The 17,444-nt window shown below is 42.7% G+C and carries 10 protein-coding genes; 8 read left to right on the forward strand and 2 right to left on the reverse strand.

Annotated elements, in window-relative coordinates; translation table 11 throughout:
* Positions 1–37: 37 nt before the first annotated feature.
* The 7 genes from LF817_RS05815 to LF817_RS05845 all read left to right on the forward strand — a co-directional run bounded on the left by LF817_RS05815 (position 38) and on the right by LF817_RS05845 (position 11,832).
* The gene (locus LF817_RS05815) at positions 38–886 is read left to right on the forward strand and encodes a carbohydrate ABC transporter permease (protein ID WP_253934842.1); all 849 of its coding nucleotides are present in this window, start codon (positions 38–40) and stop codon (positions 884–886) included.
* A gap of 698 nt (positions 887–1,584) precedes the next feature.
* On the forward strand, positions 1,585–3,498 hold the full coding sequence (gene glgB / locus LF817_RS05820) for a 1,4-alpha-glucan branching protein GlgB (RefSeq protein WP_253934843.1): 1,914 nt from the start codon (positions 1,585–1,587) through the stop codon (positions 3,496–3,498).
* A complete protein-coding gene (locus LF817_RS05825; RefSeq protein ID WP_253934844.1) occupies positions 3,495–4,658 on the forward strand; it encodes a glucose-1-phosphate adenylyltransferase in 1,164 nt (387 codons plus the stop codon). Before glgB ends, LF817_RS05825 begins: the two co-directional genes overlap by 4 nt.
* Positions 4,659–4,669: 11 nt before the next feature.
* Positions 4,670–5,776, forward strand: coding sequence for a glucose-1-phosphate adenylyltransferase subunit GlgD (glgD, locus tag LF817_RS05830; RefSeq protein ID WP_253934845.1), 1,107 nt, complete (start codon positions 4,670–4,672; stop codon positions 5,774–5,776).
* 224 nt (positions 5,777–6,000) lie between these two features.
* Positions 6,001–7,431 (forward strand): glycogen synthase GlgA, encoded by a 1,431-nt coding sequence (glgA, locus tag LF817_RS05835; RefSeq protein WP_253934846.1) that lies wholly within the window; start codon positions 6,001–6,003, stop codon positions 7,429–7,431.
* Positions 7,432–7,452: 21 nt separating this feature from the next.
* Positions 7,453–9,891 (forward strand): glycogen/starch/alpha-glucan phosphorylase, encoded by a 2,439-nt coding sequence (locus LF817_RS05840; protein ID WP_253934847.1) that lies wholly within the window; start codon positions 7,453–7,455, stop codon positions 9,889–9,891.
* A gap of 21 nt (positions 9,892–9,912) precedes the next feature.
* Positions 9,913–11,832, forward strand: a complete 1,920-nt coding sequence (locus LF817_RS05845) for a glycoside hydrolase family 13 protein (protein WP_253934848.1) — start codon at positions 9,913–9,915, stop codon at positions 11,830–11,832.
* Positions 11,833–11,874: 42 nt separating this feature from the next.
* Here the strand turns inward: LF817_RS05845 and iadA are convergent, their stop codons facing one another.
* On the reverse strand, positions 11,875–13,047 hold the full coding sequence (iadA, locus tag LF817_RS05850; RefSeq protein ID WP_253934849.1) for a beta-aspartyl-peptidase: 1,173 nt from the start codon (positions 13,045–13,047) through the stop codon (positions 11,875–11,877).
* An 18-nt stretch (positions 13,048–13,065) separates the two neighbouring features.
* The gene (yfcC, locus tag LF817_RS05855) at positions 13,066–14,556 is read right to left on the reverse strand and encodes a putative basic amino acid antiporter YfcC (RefSeq protein ID WP_253934850.1); all 1,491 of its coding nucleotides are present in this window, start codon (positions 14,554–14,556) and stop codon (positions 13,066–13,068) included.
* A gap of 147 nt (positions 14,557–14,703) precedes the next feature.
* Here yfcC and LF817_RS05860 point away from each other — a divergent pair, with 147 nt between their 5' ends.
* Positions 14,704–16,713 (forward strand): sigma 54-interacting transcriptional regulator, encoded by a 2,010-nt coding sequence (locus LF817_RS05860; protein WP_253934851.1) that lies wholly within the window; start codon positions 14,704–14,706, stop codon positions 16,711–16,713.
* Positions 16,714–17,444: the final 731 nt, after the last annotated feature.

Raw genomic sequence — 17,444 nt, forward strand, 5'->3', positions numbered from 1 at the left:
TAGATGGTTACACCTTACAACGAAGGAGGGATACAGCATGCGGCGAAAAAGAAGTGTCGGGCAAATCATGGGCAGGGCAGGGATTCGGATTCCGCTGATCCTTTGGACAATCGCTGTCCTGTACCCTATCATTTGGATGTTTATCGGTTCATTTAAGTCGAATGGGGAAATATACGCAAATCCATGGGGGATGCCTGATCAATTCAACTTCGATAATTTCGTACAGGCTTGGACGGATTATAGTATAGATACAAGTGTGTTCAATAGTTTGATTGTGACAGTCTTAGGCGCTTTGTTGACTTTGGTGCTTGCGATCCCGACGGCTTACGCAATTGAAAGACTGAGGTTCAGAGGGAGTCATCTGTTATTCACCGTATACATTGCAGCGATGATGATTCCGATGGTGCTCGGCTGGATCCCCTTATTCTTTTTACTCCAGCAATTTAATCTTCTCGATAATATCTATGGTCTGGCTATGGTGTATGCTGTCAGTCAGCTGCCGTTTACGATATTTGTTTTAACAAGCTTTATGAGTACGATACCGAAGTCGCTGGAGGAATCGGCTTCTATGGATGGCTTGTCTCCTTATGGGGTGCTGCTTAAAATCATTACTCCTCTGTCTATGTCTGGAATTATTACGGTGACCATTATGAATACTATCCAGTTCTGGAATGAATACTTTATGGCTCTCATTTTTCTTCAGACAGAAGGTAACTACACGTTGGCTCTTGCGATCGATTACATTAGCAGTGAAGCGGAGTATACCAATGCCTGGGGGACTTTGTTTGCCAGTTTGACCATAGCGATCGTTCCCGTAATTATTTTATATGCCATCTTCCAACAGCGGATTGCTAAAGGTATGACAGAAGGAGCGATAAAAGGATGATGTGCTTTATGTAAAGCCAAAGAAATTTGGCTTTATTTTTTTTCTCTGTTAATCTCTCTGTTGATTAATTGATTCTGGAATTCGGTGTTAATATTGGGAAAATAGGGTATTGAAAATGTATCGATGCCCCACATGAATACGGCAAGGCCCTCGAGATAGAGTTATGTGGTGTCTCTCAGGAATTAAATTCCGTATCATGGTGACTCTAACCGAAGTGCTTCCGATTTCAAAAAAGGAATTCTTTTTCACCTAGAGCAGTAAATGTTTCGTTATTCTCACAGACTTAAGAAGGTGCGTGAAATTGGGAGACTCCTATGGGATAAGTTTATTGCGCCGTAGGGTGTTAGCCCGATGAAGCTTTTCACACTTTCATGGAAAGTGGGTGATTTCTCGCACCTTCAAGCTTTGTTCTTAGAAACGAAAACTTCTAAATTCTTTATGAATATTTTAAGGTTGTTAAAAAATCTTCATGAGCTTACACATTTCATTCACTGAACGAACATTCAATCAACGAAAGGGTGGAGTAGTTTTTGTTGTATTTTATCGAAAATTAATTTTTTATTTTTATTGAAAGCGTAATCATACAAAATCAGACAAATAAGTGCATAATTTTCAGAACTTTTTGTTAGAAACTGATTGTAATCGGTTCCGTAACATTTTATGCTTAATAGTAAGCAATGAATCAAGGGGGTGATGGCGTGTTAAATCAAGCATCAGTCGAGCATGATATTTATTTATTTCATCAAGGCAATCTTCGTTACAGCTATCAGCTCTTCGGAGCGCATCCGCACACGGAAGACGGTGAAGAGGGTTATCGATTTGCTCTATGGGCACCGAATGCGAAACAGGTCAGCGTAGTCGGTGACTTTAACAACTGGAATGGAAGTAAGCATCCGTTGAAAAAGTTGAATGACAATGGAATATGGTACGGATTCATTCCTGACTTGGAAGAAGGAACGATTTACAAGTACGAAATTTTGACACCGCACGGGCACTTGAGATTAAAAGCTGACCCTTATGGGTTTTCAAGTGAGTTACGCCCGAATACTGCCTCTGTGACTTATCCTCTTAATAAGTATTCATGGAATGATCAACAGTGGATGAAGCGGCGTGAGAAGATCAATATCTATGAATCACCAACCTCAATCTATGAACTCCATTTGGGGTCTTGGAAGAACATTGAAACAGAAGTCTACTACAACTATCGTGAATATGCTGATATGGTCATCCCATACGTCAAAGAATTGGGGTATTCCCATATTGAGTTGCTGCCGATAACGGAGCACCCTTTCGATCGTTCATGGGGCTATCAGACCACAGGGTACTATGCTGCTACTTCGCGGTACGGAACCCCGGACGACTTCCGGTATTTTGTAGACCAATGCCATCAGAATGGCATTGGGGTGATACTGGACTGGGTCCCTGCCCACTTTTGCAAAGATGAACATGGTCTGCGCAGGTTTGATGGAGAAGCCTTGTATGAGTACCAGGATCCGATCAAAGCCGAAAAGCCTCAATGGGGTACGCTCACGTTTGATTTCGGCAGGAATGAAGTGCAAAGCTTCCTCATATCAAACGCTATTTATTGGCTCAAAGAGTTCCACTTAGATGGACTGAGAGTCGATGCTGTCGCAAGTATGCTCTATTTGGATTTCGGTAAAGAAGAGGGGCAATGGCAGCTCAATGAATACGGAGGCCGGGAAAACCTTGAAGCTGTTGAATTCATCAAAAAAATGAATGAAGCCATTTTTGAGGAAGTCCCGAACGTATTGATGATGGCAGAGGAGTCCACGTCTTGGCCGCTGGTAAGTGCACCTACCTATATTGGCGGTCTGGGCTTTAATTATAAATGGAATATGGGTTGGATGAATGACATGCTGAAGTATATCGAGATGGATCCGATCCACCGTAAGCATCATCATAATCTAATTACTTTTTCTCTTTATTACGCCTTCAATGAAAATTTCGTACTCCCGATTTCTCATGATGAAATCGTACATGGGAAAAAATCATTACTGAATAAAATGCCGGGTGATTATTGGAAAAAGTTCGCAAATTTACGAGCGTTTTTAGCTTTTATGTATGCTCACCCAGGTAAAAAGCTGTTGATGATGGGAACGGAATTCGGCCAGTTTGATGAGTGGAAAGATCTTGAAGATTTGGATTGGGAACTGCTTGATTATGAATCTCATGCTTCTACACTTGAGTATGTTAAAGAGCTTCACCAGCTTTACAACGATATGCCTGCCCTATGGGAACTCGATCACAGCGAAGAAGGTTTTTCCTGGATTGACCCTAACAATTATGAGCAGAGCATCGTATCTTTTGCCAGAAACAGCCGGAACAAAAATGACCAATTGATTGTTGTTTGCAACTTTACTCCGGAGGTTTATCACAATTACAAGGTGGGCGTTCCGCATGAGGGCTCCTACAAGGAAGTTTTTACAAGTGATTCCACTCATTTTGGAGGTTCAGGTCAAACGAATGGACTTTATTTGGAAACAAAAGCAGACCCATGGCAAGGACAAAACCAGCATATTGAAATGACTATACCACCGTTAGCTGTAAGTTTCTTAAAAAGAACTTCTTCACCAAAGGAGGAGATAGAATGAAGAACAAAGAATGTGTAGCGATGCTTCTAGCAGGAGGACAAGGTACAAGGTTAAAATCACTTACGAAAAAAATTGCAAAACCCGCTGTCTATTTCGGAGGGAAATATCGTATTATCGATTTTCCGCTCAGTAACTGTACCAACTCCGGTATTGATACGGTAGGCGTACTTACACAATATGAGCCGCTTATCTTAAATAATTATATCGGAATCGGTTCATCGTGGGACTTGGATCGCAGCTTTGGAGGAGTATCTGTCCTTCCCCCTTATATGCAAGCAGACGGCGGCGGCTGGTATTCAGGAACGGCTAATGCAATTTATAGAAATATGGAATTCTTAGATCAATACAACCCTGAACATGTACTGATTTTATCAGGCGACCACATTTACAAGATGGATTACAACCATATGCTTGAATACCATATTGCTGCAGAAGCGGATGCTACCATATCGGTCCTCGAAGTGCCGTGGAGCGAAGCAAGCCGTTTCGGCATCATGAATACGAATGATGAAGGCCGCATCACGGAATTCGATGAAAAGCCTGAATTTCCACTAAGTAATCTTGCTTCTATGGGTGTTTACATCTTCAAGTGGGACGTATTAAAAAGATACTTGATGGAGGACGAAGAGAAAGAAGATTCTTCTCATGATTTTGGTAAGGATATCATTCCTGCTCTTCTTAACGACAATAAAAAATTGAACGCTTACACATTTGATGGCTATTGGAAAGATGTAGGAACGGTTGACAGTTTGTGGGAAGCTAATATGGATTTGTTGAAGGAAGAGCCCGGACTTAATTTAAGTGATAACAAGTGGCGCATCTACTCTAAGAATCCGAACCAGCCTGCTCAATATATTGCATCCAGTGCTACGGTAAGGAACGCGCTCATCAATGAAGGCTGCCGCATTTATGGAACGGTAGACACCTCAGTCATCTTTTATGGCGTCCAAGTTGCTCAGGGATCTGTCATTAAAGATTCCGTTATCATGCCCAACGTTAAAATAGGTAAAAATGTAAAAATTCATCGTGCCATCATATCAGAAGGAAGCGTTATTGAAGATAACTCTGTAGTAGGGGATTCGAGCCCTGACAGCCAAATTACACTAGTAGCAGAAGAGGGCAGTGTAATGGCTTCAAGCTATGCCACTATTATCAAATAAGGGGTGATTATATGGATTTGATCGCTGGGATTATCAACCTGGATCATGAACAAGATTTACTAGAGGAATTGACTTACTTTAGATGCGGTGCCGCCGTGCCTTTTGCGGGACGTTACCGTATGATTGATTTCACTATCTCTAACATGACAAACTCCCGTATAGAATCGGTCGCAGTTTTCGCCCGCAGAAAATACCGTTCCCTTATGGACCATATGGAGCAGGGAAAATCATGGGATTTAGATCGTCAACGGGGAGGGTTGTTCATATTACCCCCTGACTGGAATGATCCTACAGACCTTTCTCGCGGAGATCTGCAGCATTTTCATAACAACATTGATTTTATCAGGCGTACGTTAGCTGATTATATTGTGGTTTCTGGCTCGCAAAATATTTGCAGCATCGATTACCGTGACGTATTGGAATCCCATAAGGAATCTGGTGCAGACGTTACAGTGGTTTATAAGAAAGTCGAAGAGCTTCAGCCTGAGCACAATCTGGCGCACAAGCTGACGATTGATGACAGCGGGCAGGTAATGGCTATTCATAATGATCAGCAAAGCAAAAATGTTTATATGGATATGTATATCATTGAAAGGGATTACCTTAATTATTTAGTTGAGAATTGCATTGCTCATGGATGCTCTCACCTGTTTTTAGATGGAATCAAAGGGAGACTTCCTGATATCCATATCAATGCTTATGAACATGAAGGAAGTCACGCATTGATCAATTCAGTTGAAAGCTATTATCGGAACAGTCGTAAGCTGTTGAATGAGTCCGAACATGACGAGCTTTTCAATGAAGAATCTCCTGTTTTCACGAAGGTGAAAAATGAGGCCCCTTCTCATTACGCCTTTTCATCCAATATTAATAATACACTCGTCGCTAACGGCTGTACCCTTGAAGGCCACGTTGAAGACAGTATCCTATTCCGAGGGGTGAAGGTCGGAAAAGGAGCGGTGATAAAGAATTCCATTATCATGCAGAGATGTGAGATCGAAGAGAATGCCGTACTGGAAAATGTGATATTAGATAAGGATTGTTCGATCTCGTCTGGCCGTACGTTAATAGGGGCTCCTGAGAAACCTTTTGTCGTTGCAAAACGGAAGACGATGTAAATTAGATGAAAGGAGCTGTCGGAACGCTGGATTCTGACGGCTTTTTTCTTTATCTATCGCTCTGTTACATGATGATGTTGCTATGGATAAGGCTGGTTAAAGAGTTCGCTCTACAGAAGGACAAGCTGCGGAGTACTGACTTAGCCGTTGTCCCACATGTCAACAGAGCTGGTTAATAAGGACTTATTCTATTTTGCTTTCAATACATGTAAGGAGAGGGAAAAATGAATGTATTAATGATAGGTTCAGAGTGCGCACCGTTTATCAAAACAGGCGGGTTGGCTGATGTGTTGGGCTCTCTTCCTCAGGCGCTGAAAGAGGACGGCCATGACGTGAGGGTCGTTCTTCCTAAATACGAAAATATGAGCGATGAGTGGAAAATGCAATTAGAAACGATTCATACATTTGATGTACAGCTGGGCTGGCGAGACCAATATGCCGGCATCCAGTACATCGAGCATAATGGAATTCATGTTTACTTTATTGATAACGAATATTATTTTAAGCGTTCTAATTTATATGGCTATGATGATGAAGGGGAAAGGTTCGTATTCTTTAATAAGGCAGTCATGGAAATGATCCGAAACTTAGACTGGAAACCTGATGTGCTGCATTGTCATGATTGGCAGGCAGGGCTGATTCCAGTGTTATTGCATACCCATTATGGAAGTGATCCTCTTTTTCAGGATATGAAAACTGTCTTTACGATCCATAACCTCAAATACCAGGGGATTTATCCAGATTCGGTTTTATATGACTTGCTCGGGCTTGATGGAAATATGATGACAACTGGTGGTTTAGAGTTCTTTGGTAACATAAACTTTATGAAAGGCGCTCTTAATTTTGCAGATCACATTACAACGGTCAGTGAAACTTACGCAAAAGAGATTCAAACCCCCTATTATGGGGAAAACCTAGACGGAGTGCTTAGGGAACGATCAGAGAAATTGTCGGGTATTGTAAACGGGATCGACAGCCTTTCTTATAACCCAATGAAGGATGATGCTGTTCCTGTTCCTTTCCGAAGCTCTCTGTCGAAAAAAGTTCAAAATAAAACGTGGCTTCAAGAAGAGCTAGGTTTGCCGGTCAGAAACGAAGTACCGATGATTGGAATCGTTTCCCGGCTGGTGGAGCAAAAAGGTTTTGATTTGATTGGAAGAATCATTGATGAACTTCTTGAAGAAGAAGACGTACAGGTAGTCGTTCTTGGTACCGGGGAAGCAGAGTATGAGCACATGCTTCAATGGGCCCAATCGAAGTATCCTGAGAAGCTGTCCGCGAATATCATGTTCAGTGAAGCCCTCTCTCGTCAGATCTACGCTGCAAGTGATTTATTCTTGATGCCTTCACGTTTTGAACCATGTGGAATTGGCCAGCTCATAGCTCTTCGCTATTTGTCTGCACCAATTGTTCGTGAGACTGGAGGTTTAGCGGATACTGTACAATCATTCGATGAAGTGACAGGGGAAGGTAATGGATTTACGTTTACCAATTATAACGCCCACGACATGCTGTTCACAATTCGCAGAGCAATAGAATTTTACCAGGACCCTCCTTGCTGGAAACAGCTTGTGAAAAATATGTTGAAGAGTCAATACCCTTGGAAATTTTCTGCCAGTCGCTATAGTGAATTGTATGAGACAACAGTAGAGTAGGCGCGAATGGGAGGATACCCTATGTTCAGCGATAAAGAAGATTTCAAGCAGTCGTTTTCCGAGAAGCTCGAGACGATGTTAGGCAAAAAAGTCGAGTCAGCCACAGAAACTGATGCTTACCGGGCCTTAGGGTCGCTGCTTACCGATGAAATCAATAAGAATTGGCTGAAAACGAATAAGCATTACCAAGAAAGCAAGGAAAAGCAAGTATATTACTTTTCTATGGAATTTCTTATTGGAAGATTACTAGGGAATAATCTATTGAACATGCAATTATTGAATACCGTGAGAAATGGATTAGATGAGTTAGGGTTTTCACTGACAGAATTAGAAGAAAAAGAAAGTGATGCTGGACTTGGAAATGGCGGACTTGGAAGACTTGCTGCTTGTTTTCTCGATTCATTAGCCTCTCTTGGATATGCGGGTCATGGGTATGGCATTCGCTATAAATACGGAATGTTCGATCAAAGGATCATCGATGGCTACCAGGTGGAACTGCCCGATCGCTGGCTCTCAAAAGAATATGTATGGGAAGTGCGCCGTCCTGAAGAAGCAATTGAAGTCAGGTTCGGCGGAGAAGTGGAAATGGTAGAAGAAAAGTCCGGAGCGCTTACGTGCAAACATACGAATTATGAGCAAGTCCGAGCCGTACCTTATGATGTTCCGGTAGTCGGTTTCGACAATGAAACTGTGAATACACTCCGTCTCTGGTCGGCGGAAGCGTCAGAGGATGATACTTTGAAAAAAGCTTCCAAACAATCCGACTTTGATAATTTCCTGGAGCATAAACGTTCTTTGGAAGAGATTTCCGAGTTCCTTTATCCAGATGATTCTCATGAAGAGGGGAAGCGGCTGCGACTAAAGCAGGAATACTTTCTCGTTTCGTCAGGTGTACAAAATGCGCTGGATAATTTCGAGAAGCTGAACCTGCCTTTGACTACTTTCCCGGATCATGCGGCATTGCATATTAATGACACCCATCCAGCGCTTCTCATCCCTGAATTGATGCGTATATTAATGGATGAACGGGGACTAGGCTGGGAAGAAGCTTGGGACATCACGCAGGCTTCTGTGTCCTACACGAACCATACGACATTGAGTGAGGCATTGGAAACGTGGCCGGTCGGCATGGTCCGCTCGCTTCTGCCGCGCATTTTCATGATTATTGATGAAATCAATGAGCGCTTCTGCCAGACTCTTTGGGAGAGATATCCAGGTGACTTTGACCGGATCGCAAGCCTGGCCATTATAGCTGACGGGCATGTGAAAATGGCCCATTTATCGATTGTAGGAAGCCACAGCGTCAACGGGGTGGCAAAACTGCATACCGATATTTTGAAAAAGCGTGAAATGAAAATTTTCTACGATACATTCCCGGAGCGTTTTAATAATAAAACCAATGGAATTACCCACAGGCGATGGCTTATGCATGCAAATGAGCCGCTTTCTGCATTAATCACAGAATCTATCGGTGATCAATGGGTCCGCCAGCCTGATCGATTACAGGATTTACTGAAGTACAAAGAAGATACCTCGTTTCTGAATCAATTGAATGATATAAAGCAAGAGAAGAAAGAAGAATTAACTGCGTTCATTAAGGACTACTCAAACATTACCATCGATCCGTCCTCTATATTTGATGTTCAAATTAAAAGACTTCATGGGTATAAGCGTCAACTGCTTAATGCTCTCCATATCATGCACTTATACAATAATTTAAAAGCGAATCCAAATTTTAATATGACCCCTCGCACGTTTATATTCGGGGCGAAAGCAGCACCTAGCTATCATTTTGCTAAAAAGGTGATAAAGCTCATTCATACCATTGCATCTGTAGTCAATAATGATCCAGCTGTAAGGAACAGAATGAAAGTAGTTTTTTTAGAAAATTATTCTGTTTCTATGGCGGAACGCATCATTCCTGCTACGAACATAAGTGAGCAAATCTCGACTGCGAGTAAAGAAGCATCGGGTACGGGAAATATGAAGTTTATGATGAATGGGGCCATAACACTAGGAACGATGGATGGGGCCAATGTAGAAATCCATGACTTAGTCGGAGATGATCACATTTACACGTTCGGCTTAAGCTCAGACGAAGTTCTGGAGTACTACAAGAATGGCTTCTATTCTTCGAGAAAAGTTTATGACGAAGATGACCGTGTGCGTCATACGCTCGATCAGCTGATCCACTACAGTCCTTTCTCTAAGGGGGAGACTGAGTTCCAGGACATCTACGATAATTTGATTACTTACAACGATGAATTTTTTGTATTGAAAGATTTCGCCAGCTATATCGATACACAAGCTAAAATCAGTGAAGATTATTTGGATACGAGGCTTTGGAATGAGAAAAGTCTAGTCAATATCGCACGTTCAGGGAAATTTTCAAGTGATCGCACGATCCAAGAATATGCCTCTGAAATATGGAAGATCGAACCATCTGGCATACTGAAATAATTGGTCGAAGGAGGACTTCTTGTGAGACAACAGGATATTTTTCATAACAGCTTTGAATTGAAATATAGAGAACCTTTTGGAGCAGCTCCAAAAGGTTCCAACGTTACATTAACGATCGATGTACACAACCGCCATAATGTGTCACGCGTCGTTCTTCATTACATTCATGATAAGTCAGATGAAAAGTTTACGTTAGATATGGATTTATATAGTGAAGAGCATCATTACAATTCATTTGAAACTACGCTTGAAATGCCTGAGAAGCCTCAGTTGGTCTGGTATTATTTCGAAGTGATCACAGAAAGTGAAACCCTCTTTTATGGCCGGATCAATATTGAGGAAAGTGGAGAAGGGGTCGTGTATAATCAAGTTCCTCCTTCCTGGCAAATCACCGTATATGATCCGAGCTACGATACCCCGAAATGGTGGAAACATGCGACTATGTATCAAATTTTTCCTGACCGTTTTTATGCAGATGGAGAGATCGACCCTAGTAAAGCTCCTAAAACGAGTTTGATGCATTCCCATTGGGAAAACGATCCGTACTACATCCGCAATGAAGAAGGCGGCGTTGTAAGGTGGGATTTTTTCGGCGGAAATTTGCAAGGGATCATTAAAAAATTAGATTATATTAAGAAACTCGGTATTACTGTAATTTATTTGAACCCTATATTTGAAGCGGAAAGCAATCACCGTTATGACACGGGAGATTACCATAAAATCGATCAGCTGCTGGGTACAAAAGAAGATTTTGAAGAGTTGATTAAGGAAGCGGAAAAGCGTGGAATGGAAATTATGCTCGACGGAGTATTCAGTCACACGGGAAGTAATAGTAAATATTTCAATCAGAGAAATGAATACAACACGCTTGGAGCTTACCAATCTAAGGATTCGTTTTATTATCCCTGGTATAAGTTTCATAAATTCCCAGACGAATATGATGCTTGGTGGGGCGTTGGGACGCTGCCTACGTTAAATAAAGAAAATAAAAGCTATCAGCATTTCCTCATCCATGATGAAGATAGTGTCATCAAAACCTGGCAGAAGTCAGGGTTGAAGCATTGGCGTCTTGATGTGGCGGATGAACTGACAGATGACTTGATTAAACAAATTTATCAACAACTGAAAAAAGAAGATAAATCAAGTGTCCTGCTGGGAGAAGTTTGGGAAGACGCTTCAAATAAGTCGGCTTACGGTCAACGCCGGGATTATTTTCTAGGGGGCGTTCTTGACTCCGTTATGAATTATCCTCTTCGGGATCTGATGCTAAGCTTTATAAAAGGAGAGGTGGATGCCGTTTATCTCAACCGTCGCCTGCTGACGCTGAATGAACATTATCCTAACCCTTACTTTTTTGCGTTGATGAATATGCTTTCGAGTCATGATGTCGAGAGGATTAAAACGATGTTGGAAGAGTTTTTGCCAGATCACCTTTCTCGCGAGCAGCTCGATGGTATCGTTCAGGCTCAGGTTAAAGCACTAAGTTTATGGATGTATGCCTTTCCGGGGGTTCCTTCTCTCTATTATGGAGATGAGGCTGGACTGACCGGTGGTGACGATCCTGATAACCGCAAACCCTATCCTTGGGGAAGGGAAGAGGAAGATCTCCTTTCCTGGTATCAGTCGATTGGAACGTGGCGTAATGAACACCAGGCGCTTCGTACGGGAACCTGGATGCCTCATGCGTTACATGGTGATGTGTTTGCTTTTGAACGCTGGACAGAGAATGGGCTTGATCATTTTGGTGATGAGGCCAACGATGAGAACTTGATTTTTCTTATGAACCGTAACATCCAAGAAGCAATTGAAGTGACTATCCCTGTACGTAAAGGAAAGTGGCAGCACATCGATAATAAGAGACGGATTTTTAAAGCTCAAAATGAAGAACTCAATATTAAAATAAATCCTTCTGAATGCATGCTGTTAAGGCATATGCATTAGGACAAAAAAGGTCAGCTCCAGAAAGTAGGAGCTGACCTTTTTTTATTCGAATGTTCCTTTAACTACGACTTCGCCTTTCTCCACCATGACTTGGCCCAAAGCGATGACTGTATCAATGGCTAATGTCTTCTCATCGAACAGGATGGCATCGGCATCCTGTTTTTCTTTGAGTGTTCCTTTCGACGAGAGTCCTAAGATACGCGCCGGGTTTTCTGTTACGACTTGCAAAGCCTTGTCTAACGGCACATTTTGCTCTTGAACCGCATCCTTGAACGCTTCGTACAGGGAGAGGACTCGTCCCACTTTTAATCCGATGAGCTCTCCTCTTTCGTTGAAATCAGGTAAGCTGCCCTGGGCATCTGAAGTGAAAGTGATTTGCTCAACGGGGACGCCTGCATCCAGCATTTCTCTTAATGCTTGGCTGCTTTTTACTTCTCCATCTTCCAAAAACTTAGGAATGGTACTCGTCGTAAAATCAACGTATCCACCGTTTTTTGCATAACGAATGCCGGCTTCAAAAAGACTGCGGCTTCGGTTTACATGAGTGGGATAAAATTGGCTGATCGGTATGTCCGTACTTTCCACCACTTTTTCAATGAGAGAAAGGTGCTCAGGACTATCTCCTAAATGAATGTTGACGACCCCTTTTTTGCCAGACAACATCCCTCCTATTCGTGCCTGTGAGGCAAGACGGGCAAGTTCCTCAACTGTAGGCTGGGAAGAACGGTGGTCGGCGATCGCTATTTCACCAGCACCAATAATAAGGTCGATGAGCATGAGATCGTCTTCAATTTTACCTGTTAATGTGTGTACCGGAATTTGGTATGAGCCTGTGTGAGCATAACAGGAGATGCCTTCTTCTCTAAGTGCACGGGCTTTAGCAATCAGGTTCGTCATTGTGCGGGTCGTTCCATCGGTACCAATGACACCGACAATAGTCGTAACCCCGCTGCGAGTCGCGTCCGTTAGTGTGAGCTCAGGGGTACGGGTCCGATAACTTCCCTCACCGCCGCCTCCTGTTATATGCACATGTCCATCGATAAAGCCGGGTGTCATGATTTTCCCTCTTCCATCGATGACTTTTATCCAATCCCAATCACTTGGGAGTTCTATTTGGTCGCTGATTTTGGCAATCCGCTGATCAGCCAGGAGTACATCCTTCACGCCTGAATAATGTGGATTGTATACTGTAGTGTTTTTAATCAATGTCAGCATGATCGCTGCCTCCTATCGTTAGTTGAAATTAATGAGCGCAGCCAGAATGATGAAAAAGGAAGCTAAGCCGAATAAGATCAGTTGGAATTTAATGATAAACTTGAACCATAATCCCCAATCTAAACGTGCTGCGCCAAGTGTACCCATCAGTGCGGCAGATGTCGGTACAATAATGTTCGTCAGTCCATCTCCTAGTTGAAAGGCCAGTACGGCTACTTGACGGCTGACCCCTGCAATATCGGCTAGTGGCGCCATAAGAGGCATCGTCAGTGCAGCCTGTCCAGATCCTGAAACTACAAAGAAGTTGAAGACCGATTGGAATAAGAACATGAACCATGCGGCAATGACTTCAGGTACACCTTCAAACAATTGACCCGCTGAGTGCAAGATCGTATTCAATACGGAAGCTGATGCTGGATCGTCACCTCCAAGAATAATGATGATCCCCTGCGCCATACCTACGACTAATGCGGCTGGAAGGAGGTCCTTGGCCCCATCTGCGAAACCTTCTGCAATATCATTCACTCTCATATTATTCAATTTAAAAATGACACCGATGATACCTGCTACCAAACCGATTGTGAAAAATTGGCTGGCGATTTCCGGAATGAAATAGGCATTTTCAATAACACCCCAGATAATCCAAGCTACTCCGGCTGCTACGGTAAGAATGACCAGCAGGTGTCCTGTGGTGAAATTCACTTTAATATCTTTTTGTTCAAAATCATCGCGGAAATACTGGTCTGAATCATAAGCTAGTGAACGTGTCGGATCTTTTCGAACACGACTGGCATATTTCCACGTATAAAAAGTTCCAACAGCTGTGAACACAAGCCACATGACCATACGGAAAGGTGAACCGGAAAGCACTGGAACGTCAGCGACTCCCTGAGCGATCGCTACACCGAAAGGGTTCATCCATGATGTGGCAAAACCGATCTGTGTCGCAACATAAGTGATCATGATGCCTGTTATGGCGTCGTAACCAAGGGCAATGACGAGTGGCACAAGAATCATAGCAAAAGCAATCGCTTCTTCGCCCATTCCGAAGACAGCCCCGCCTAAAGAGAACAGGAAGAACATTATGGGGATTATGAGCACTTCTTTTCCTTTTGTCCGATCTATAACGGATAGAATTCCTTCTTCAATCGCTCTTGTTCTCATAATGATACCAAAAGCTCCGCCGATGATTATAATGAAAGCCACAACTCCGACGGCAGAACCCCATTTATCACCGCTCACTAACCCTTCAAACACGTAGTTGAGCAGTCCGGCTCCGCCGCCTCCTTCGAACAAGGTGGTGCCGCTGCTTTCTCCTTCTTCAGTCGAGTAACTTTCGGGAACAAGTACGGTGCGGGTTTCTTCTGATCCAGAGTTGTCGTAAGTGACATCTTCTGTTTCAAACACCCCTGCTGGAACTAAATACGTAAGCAGTGCAGCAAATAAGACAACGCAAAAAATGATGACATACGTATGTGGCATTTGAATGGCTTTTTTCTTCTTCTTCATGTATTTTCCTCCTTATTTTTCTCCTCACTATTACACATGCAAAAACCATGCCAACAATATTTTCTGAATATTTCAAGTTTTAATGGGTTTACGGGTTATTATTGGTTTTATTAGGGTGGTATAATAGAAACCAGAAAGGGTGTCTTTATGGATAATCATTTGACTCTATTAGCAGGAACTCCAGAAACAAGAGCTACACTGCATCAGCAGCTGGACGAAATTTTTGGTGAGTTTATTAAGATTGATAGTTATTCGGTAGATGAATCTCTACCGGATCTAATAGAAAAAGATTTGATCATTTTCTCCTCCCATTTAATAGAGCAGGAAGCAGCTCATGTCATTGGTGAACGCTGCACGTCGATTACTGCCCGCAGAACCATCAACTATCAACATATTGATCGATTGTTCGAGCTTCGTGATAACACCACGGTACTCTGTGTCAATGATACCCCTGAAATGACAATAGAGACGATAGATACATTGGAAAAAATCGGGATGAACCACTTGGATTATAAGCCCTATAACGGCCGCTCATTCAGTGAAGAAATCGATACCGCCATTACACCCGGCGAAGTACCGTTCATCCCTAAGAGAATTGAAAAGGTTGTCGATATCGGAGTCAGACTGATCGATATTACCACCTTAATCGAGATACTGGATCATTTTCAATTGAAGCGTAAACTGGGCGGCATCATTTCAAGCCGTTATACAAGTAAGATCATTGAGTTAAGTAAGAAAATTTCTGAAATGAACCAACAGACGCAAACGTTGAACGAACACCTAAAGCAAGTGGTGGATGGCGTCAATGATGGAATTATGGCGATAGACATAGAAGGGAAGGTTACGGTGTTCAATCCATTCATGGAAGAATATACGGGACTATCTGCTTCTCATGCTATAGGAAAGACTCTTCCGCAGCTATTCAAACAGCATGATCTGCTGCAGTTTTTGTCGCAGCCTCAAGAGGAAGGGCGCTACTTTACCATTAATACGTATAACGTTATGGTATACCGTTTTGATTGGGAAGGTAGTGACAGTGTACTGCTTATTTTCAAAAACACCGACGAGACGATTACGATGGAGAGGGCGGCGAGGAAACAGCTCACGAAAACCGGGTATATCGCCAAGTACCACTTTCAAGATATTATTGGGGAAAGTGAGGCGCTTGAAAAAACAAAAGAAATTGCCAAGAAGTTGGCCCGCTCTGAACTACCTGTCCTCATTCAGGGAGAAAGCGGCACGGGAAAGGAATTGTTTGCAAGCGCCATTCATAACCATTCTGGTCAACAACTTGATCCGTTTTTAGCTGTCAATTGCAGTGCTCTCCCTGAAGAACTGCTGGAAAGCGAACTATTTGGTTACGAAGAGGGATCATTTACCGGAGCGAAGCGAGGCGGAAAAAAGGGAATCTTTGAGCAGGCTGATGGAGGTACAATCTTTCTGGATGAAATTGGAGATATCAGTCTCAAGCTGCAGGCACGTTTACTCCGAGTCATTCAAGAAATGGAAATCAGAAAAATCGGCGGCAATAAGAACATTCCGATTCAAGTGCGCGTGATCGCAGCTACAAACAAAGACCTTCTCCGCCTCATTGAAGAAGGGAAGTTCCGCGAAGATTTATATCATCGTCTTAAAGTCTTATTTCTGCAAATTCCTTCATTAAGAAAAAGAAAGGCAGACGTTCCGAGGCTTGTTCACCAGTTTCTCATTGAAAACGGCTGTCCTGACCATAAGATAAGTCCCTCCTTAATGAACACATTGAAAGACTGTGAATGGTACGGAAATATACGAGAGTTGAAGAATACGATCTCCTATTTGATTACTGTAGGAGAAGGCACAGTAATTACGGAAAGAGATTTACCGAACGACGGATTTTTTCAAAGTAATTTGTCATATGAGGCAGACGCACAACCAAGTATGCTAGATCGGCAGAAATTCATTCACGTATTAGCTATCATCCTTGAGCTTAATGAGTCCTATGTTAGTGCCAGCCGCAGTAAAATAAGTGAACGAAGTCAGAAGTCTGATTTTCCGCTCTCTGTTCAGCAAATCAGAAAGATATTAAAAGATCTCGAAGAGCGCGGGTATGTAAGGGTGAAGCGGGGAAGAGGTGGTACGGAAATAACGGAGCAAGGCAGATCTTTTCTAAAATGTTAAATGCCGTTGTTGATTTTCATAAGATAGTTATTCAACAATATGGAGGGATTGAGGAAGGTTTGATTTCTTGGTAACCAGGGTTCGTTGCCAGGTTGACAGTCAGGGGTGGTTGGGGAGCTACTCGCTTTCCTGTATCTCCTCCAGCTCAGTCCAGTACATACGCCGCTGAACGAAGCGCTTCCGCTATTACAAAGGGAGTCTCGCAACTTCCAAACCACACCATTCGATAGAAGTGAAAAACGAACCCTTCCATCAAAAAATCGCGAATTCCCGATTCCTCCCTAATCAAAACATTGCATTCTACCTCAATATTATTAACAAAAGACCTATGTTCAGCCAATCAATATGCTGCCATTAATGTTCTCATTTTTTGAACAAGTAGTGTCGTAAACAATTGGAACATGCGTGGCACTCAATTCCAGCGTTTTGATTTATTAATTAAGGAGAGAAACGGCTTCCATTCAGGTAAGACTTACTACATGGATGGAGGTGGTGTATGTCACTACAGATATTCATATTCTGAGTAAAAAATTCATATTAATGTTCTCAAAGTTCTTAGGTGCTAAAGTTCTGTCAAAAGAGTTTCCGTTCTACTCATGATCGCAAAGAGCTCCGGGAAATTACGAGACTCCTGTGGGAAAAGAGTGCTTGGGGAGACCCCGGAGAGCGTTAGCTCGAGGAGGCTCACCGCGCTCCCACGGAAAGCGAGTGATTTCCCGGAGCTCTACATA

This window comes from Halobacillus sp. A1 (genome assembly GCF_024189295.1).
Classification (GTDB): Bacteria; Bacillota; Bacilli; order Bacillales; family Halobacillaceae; genus Halobacillus_A.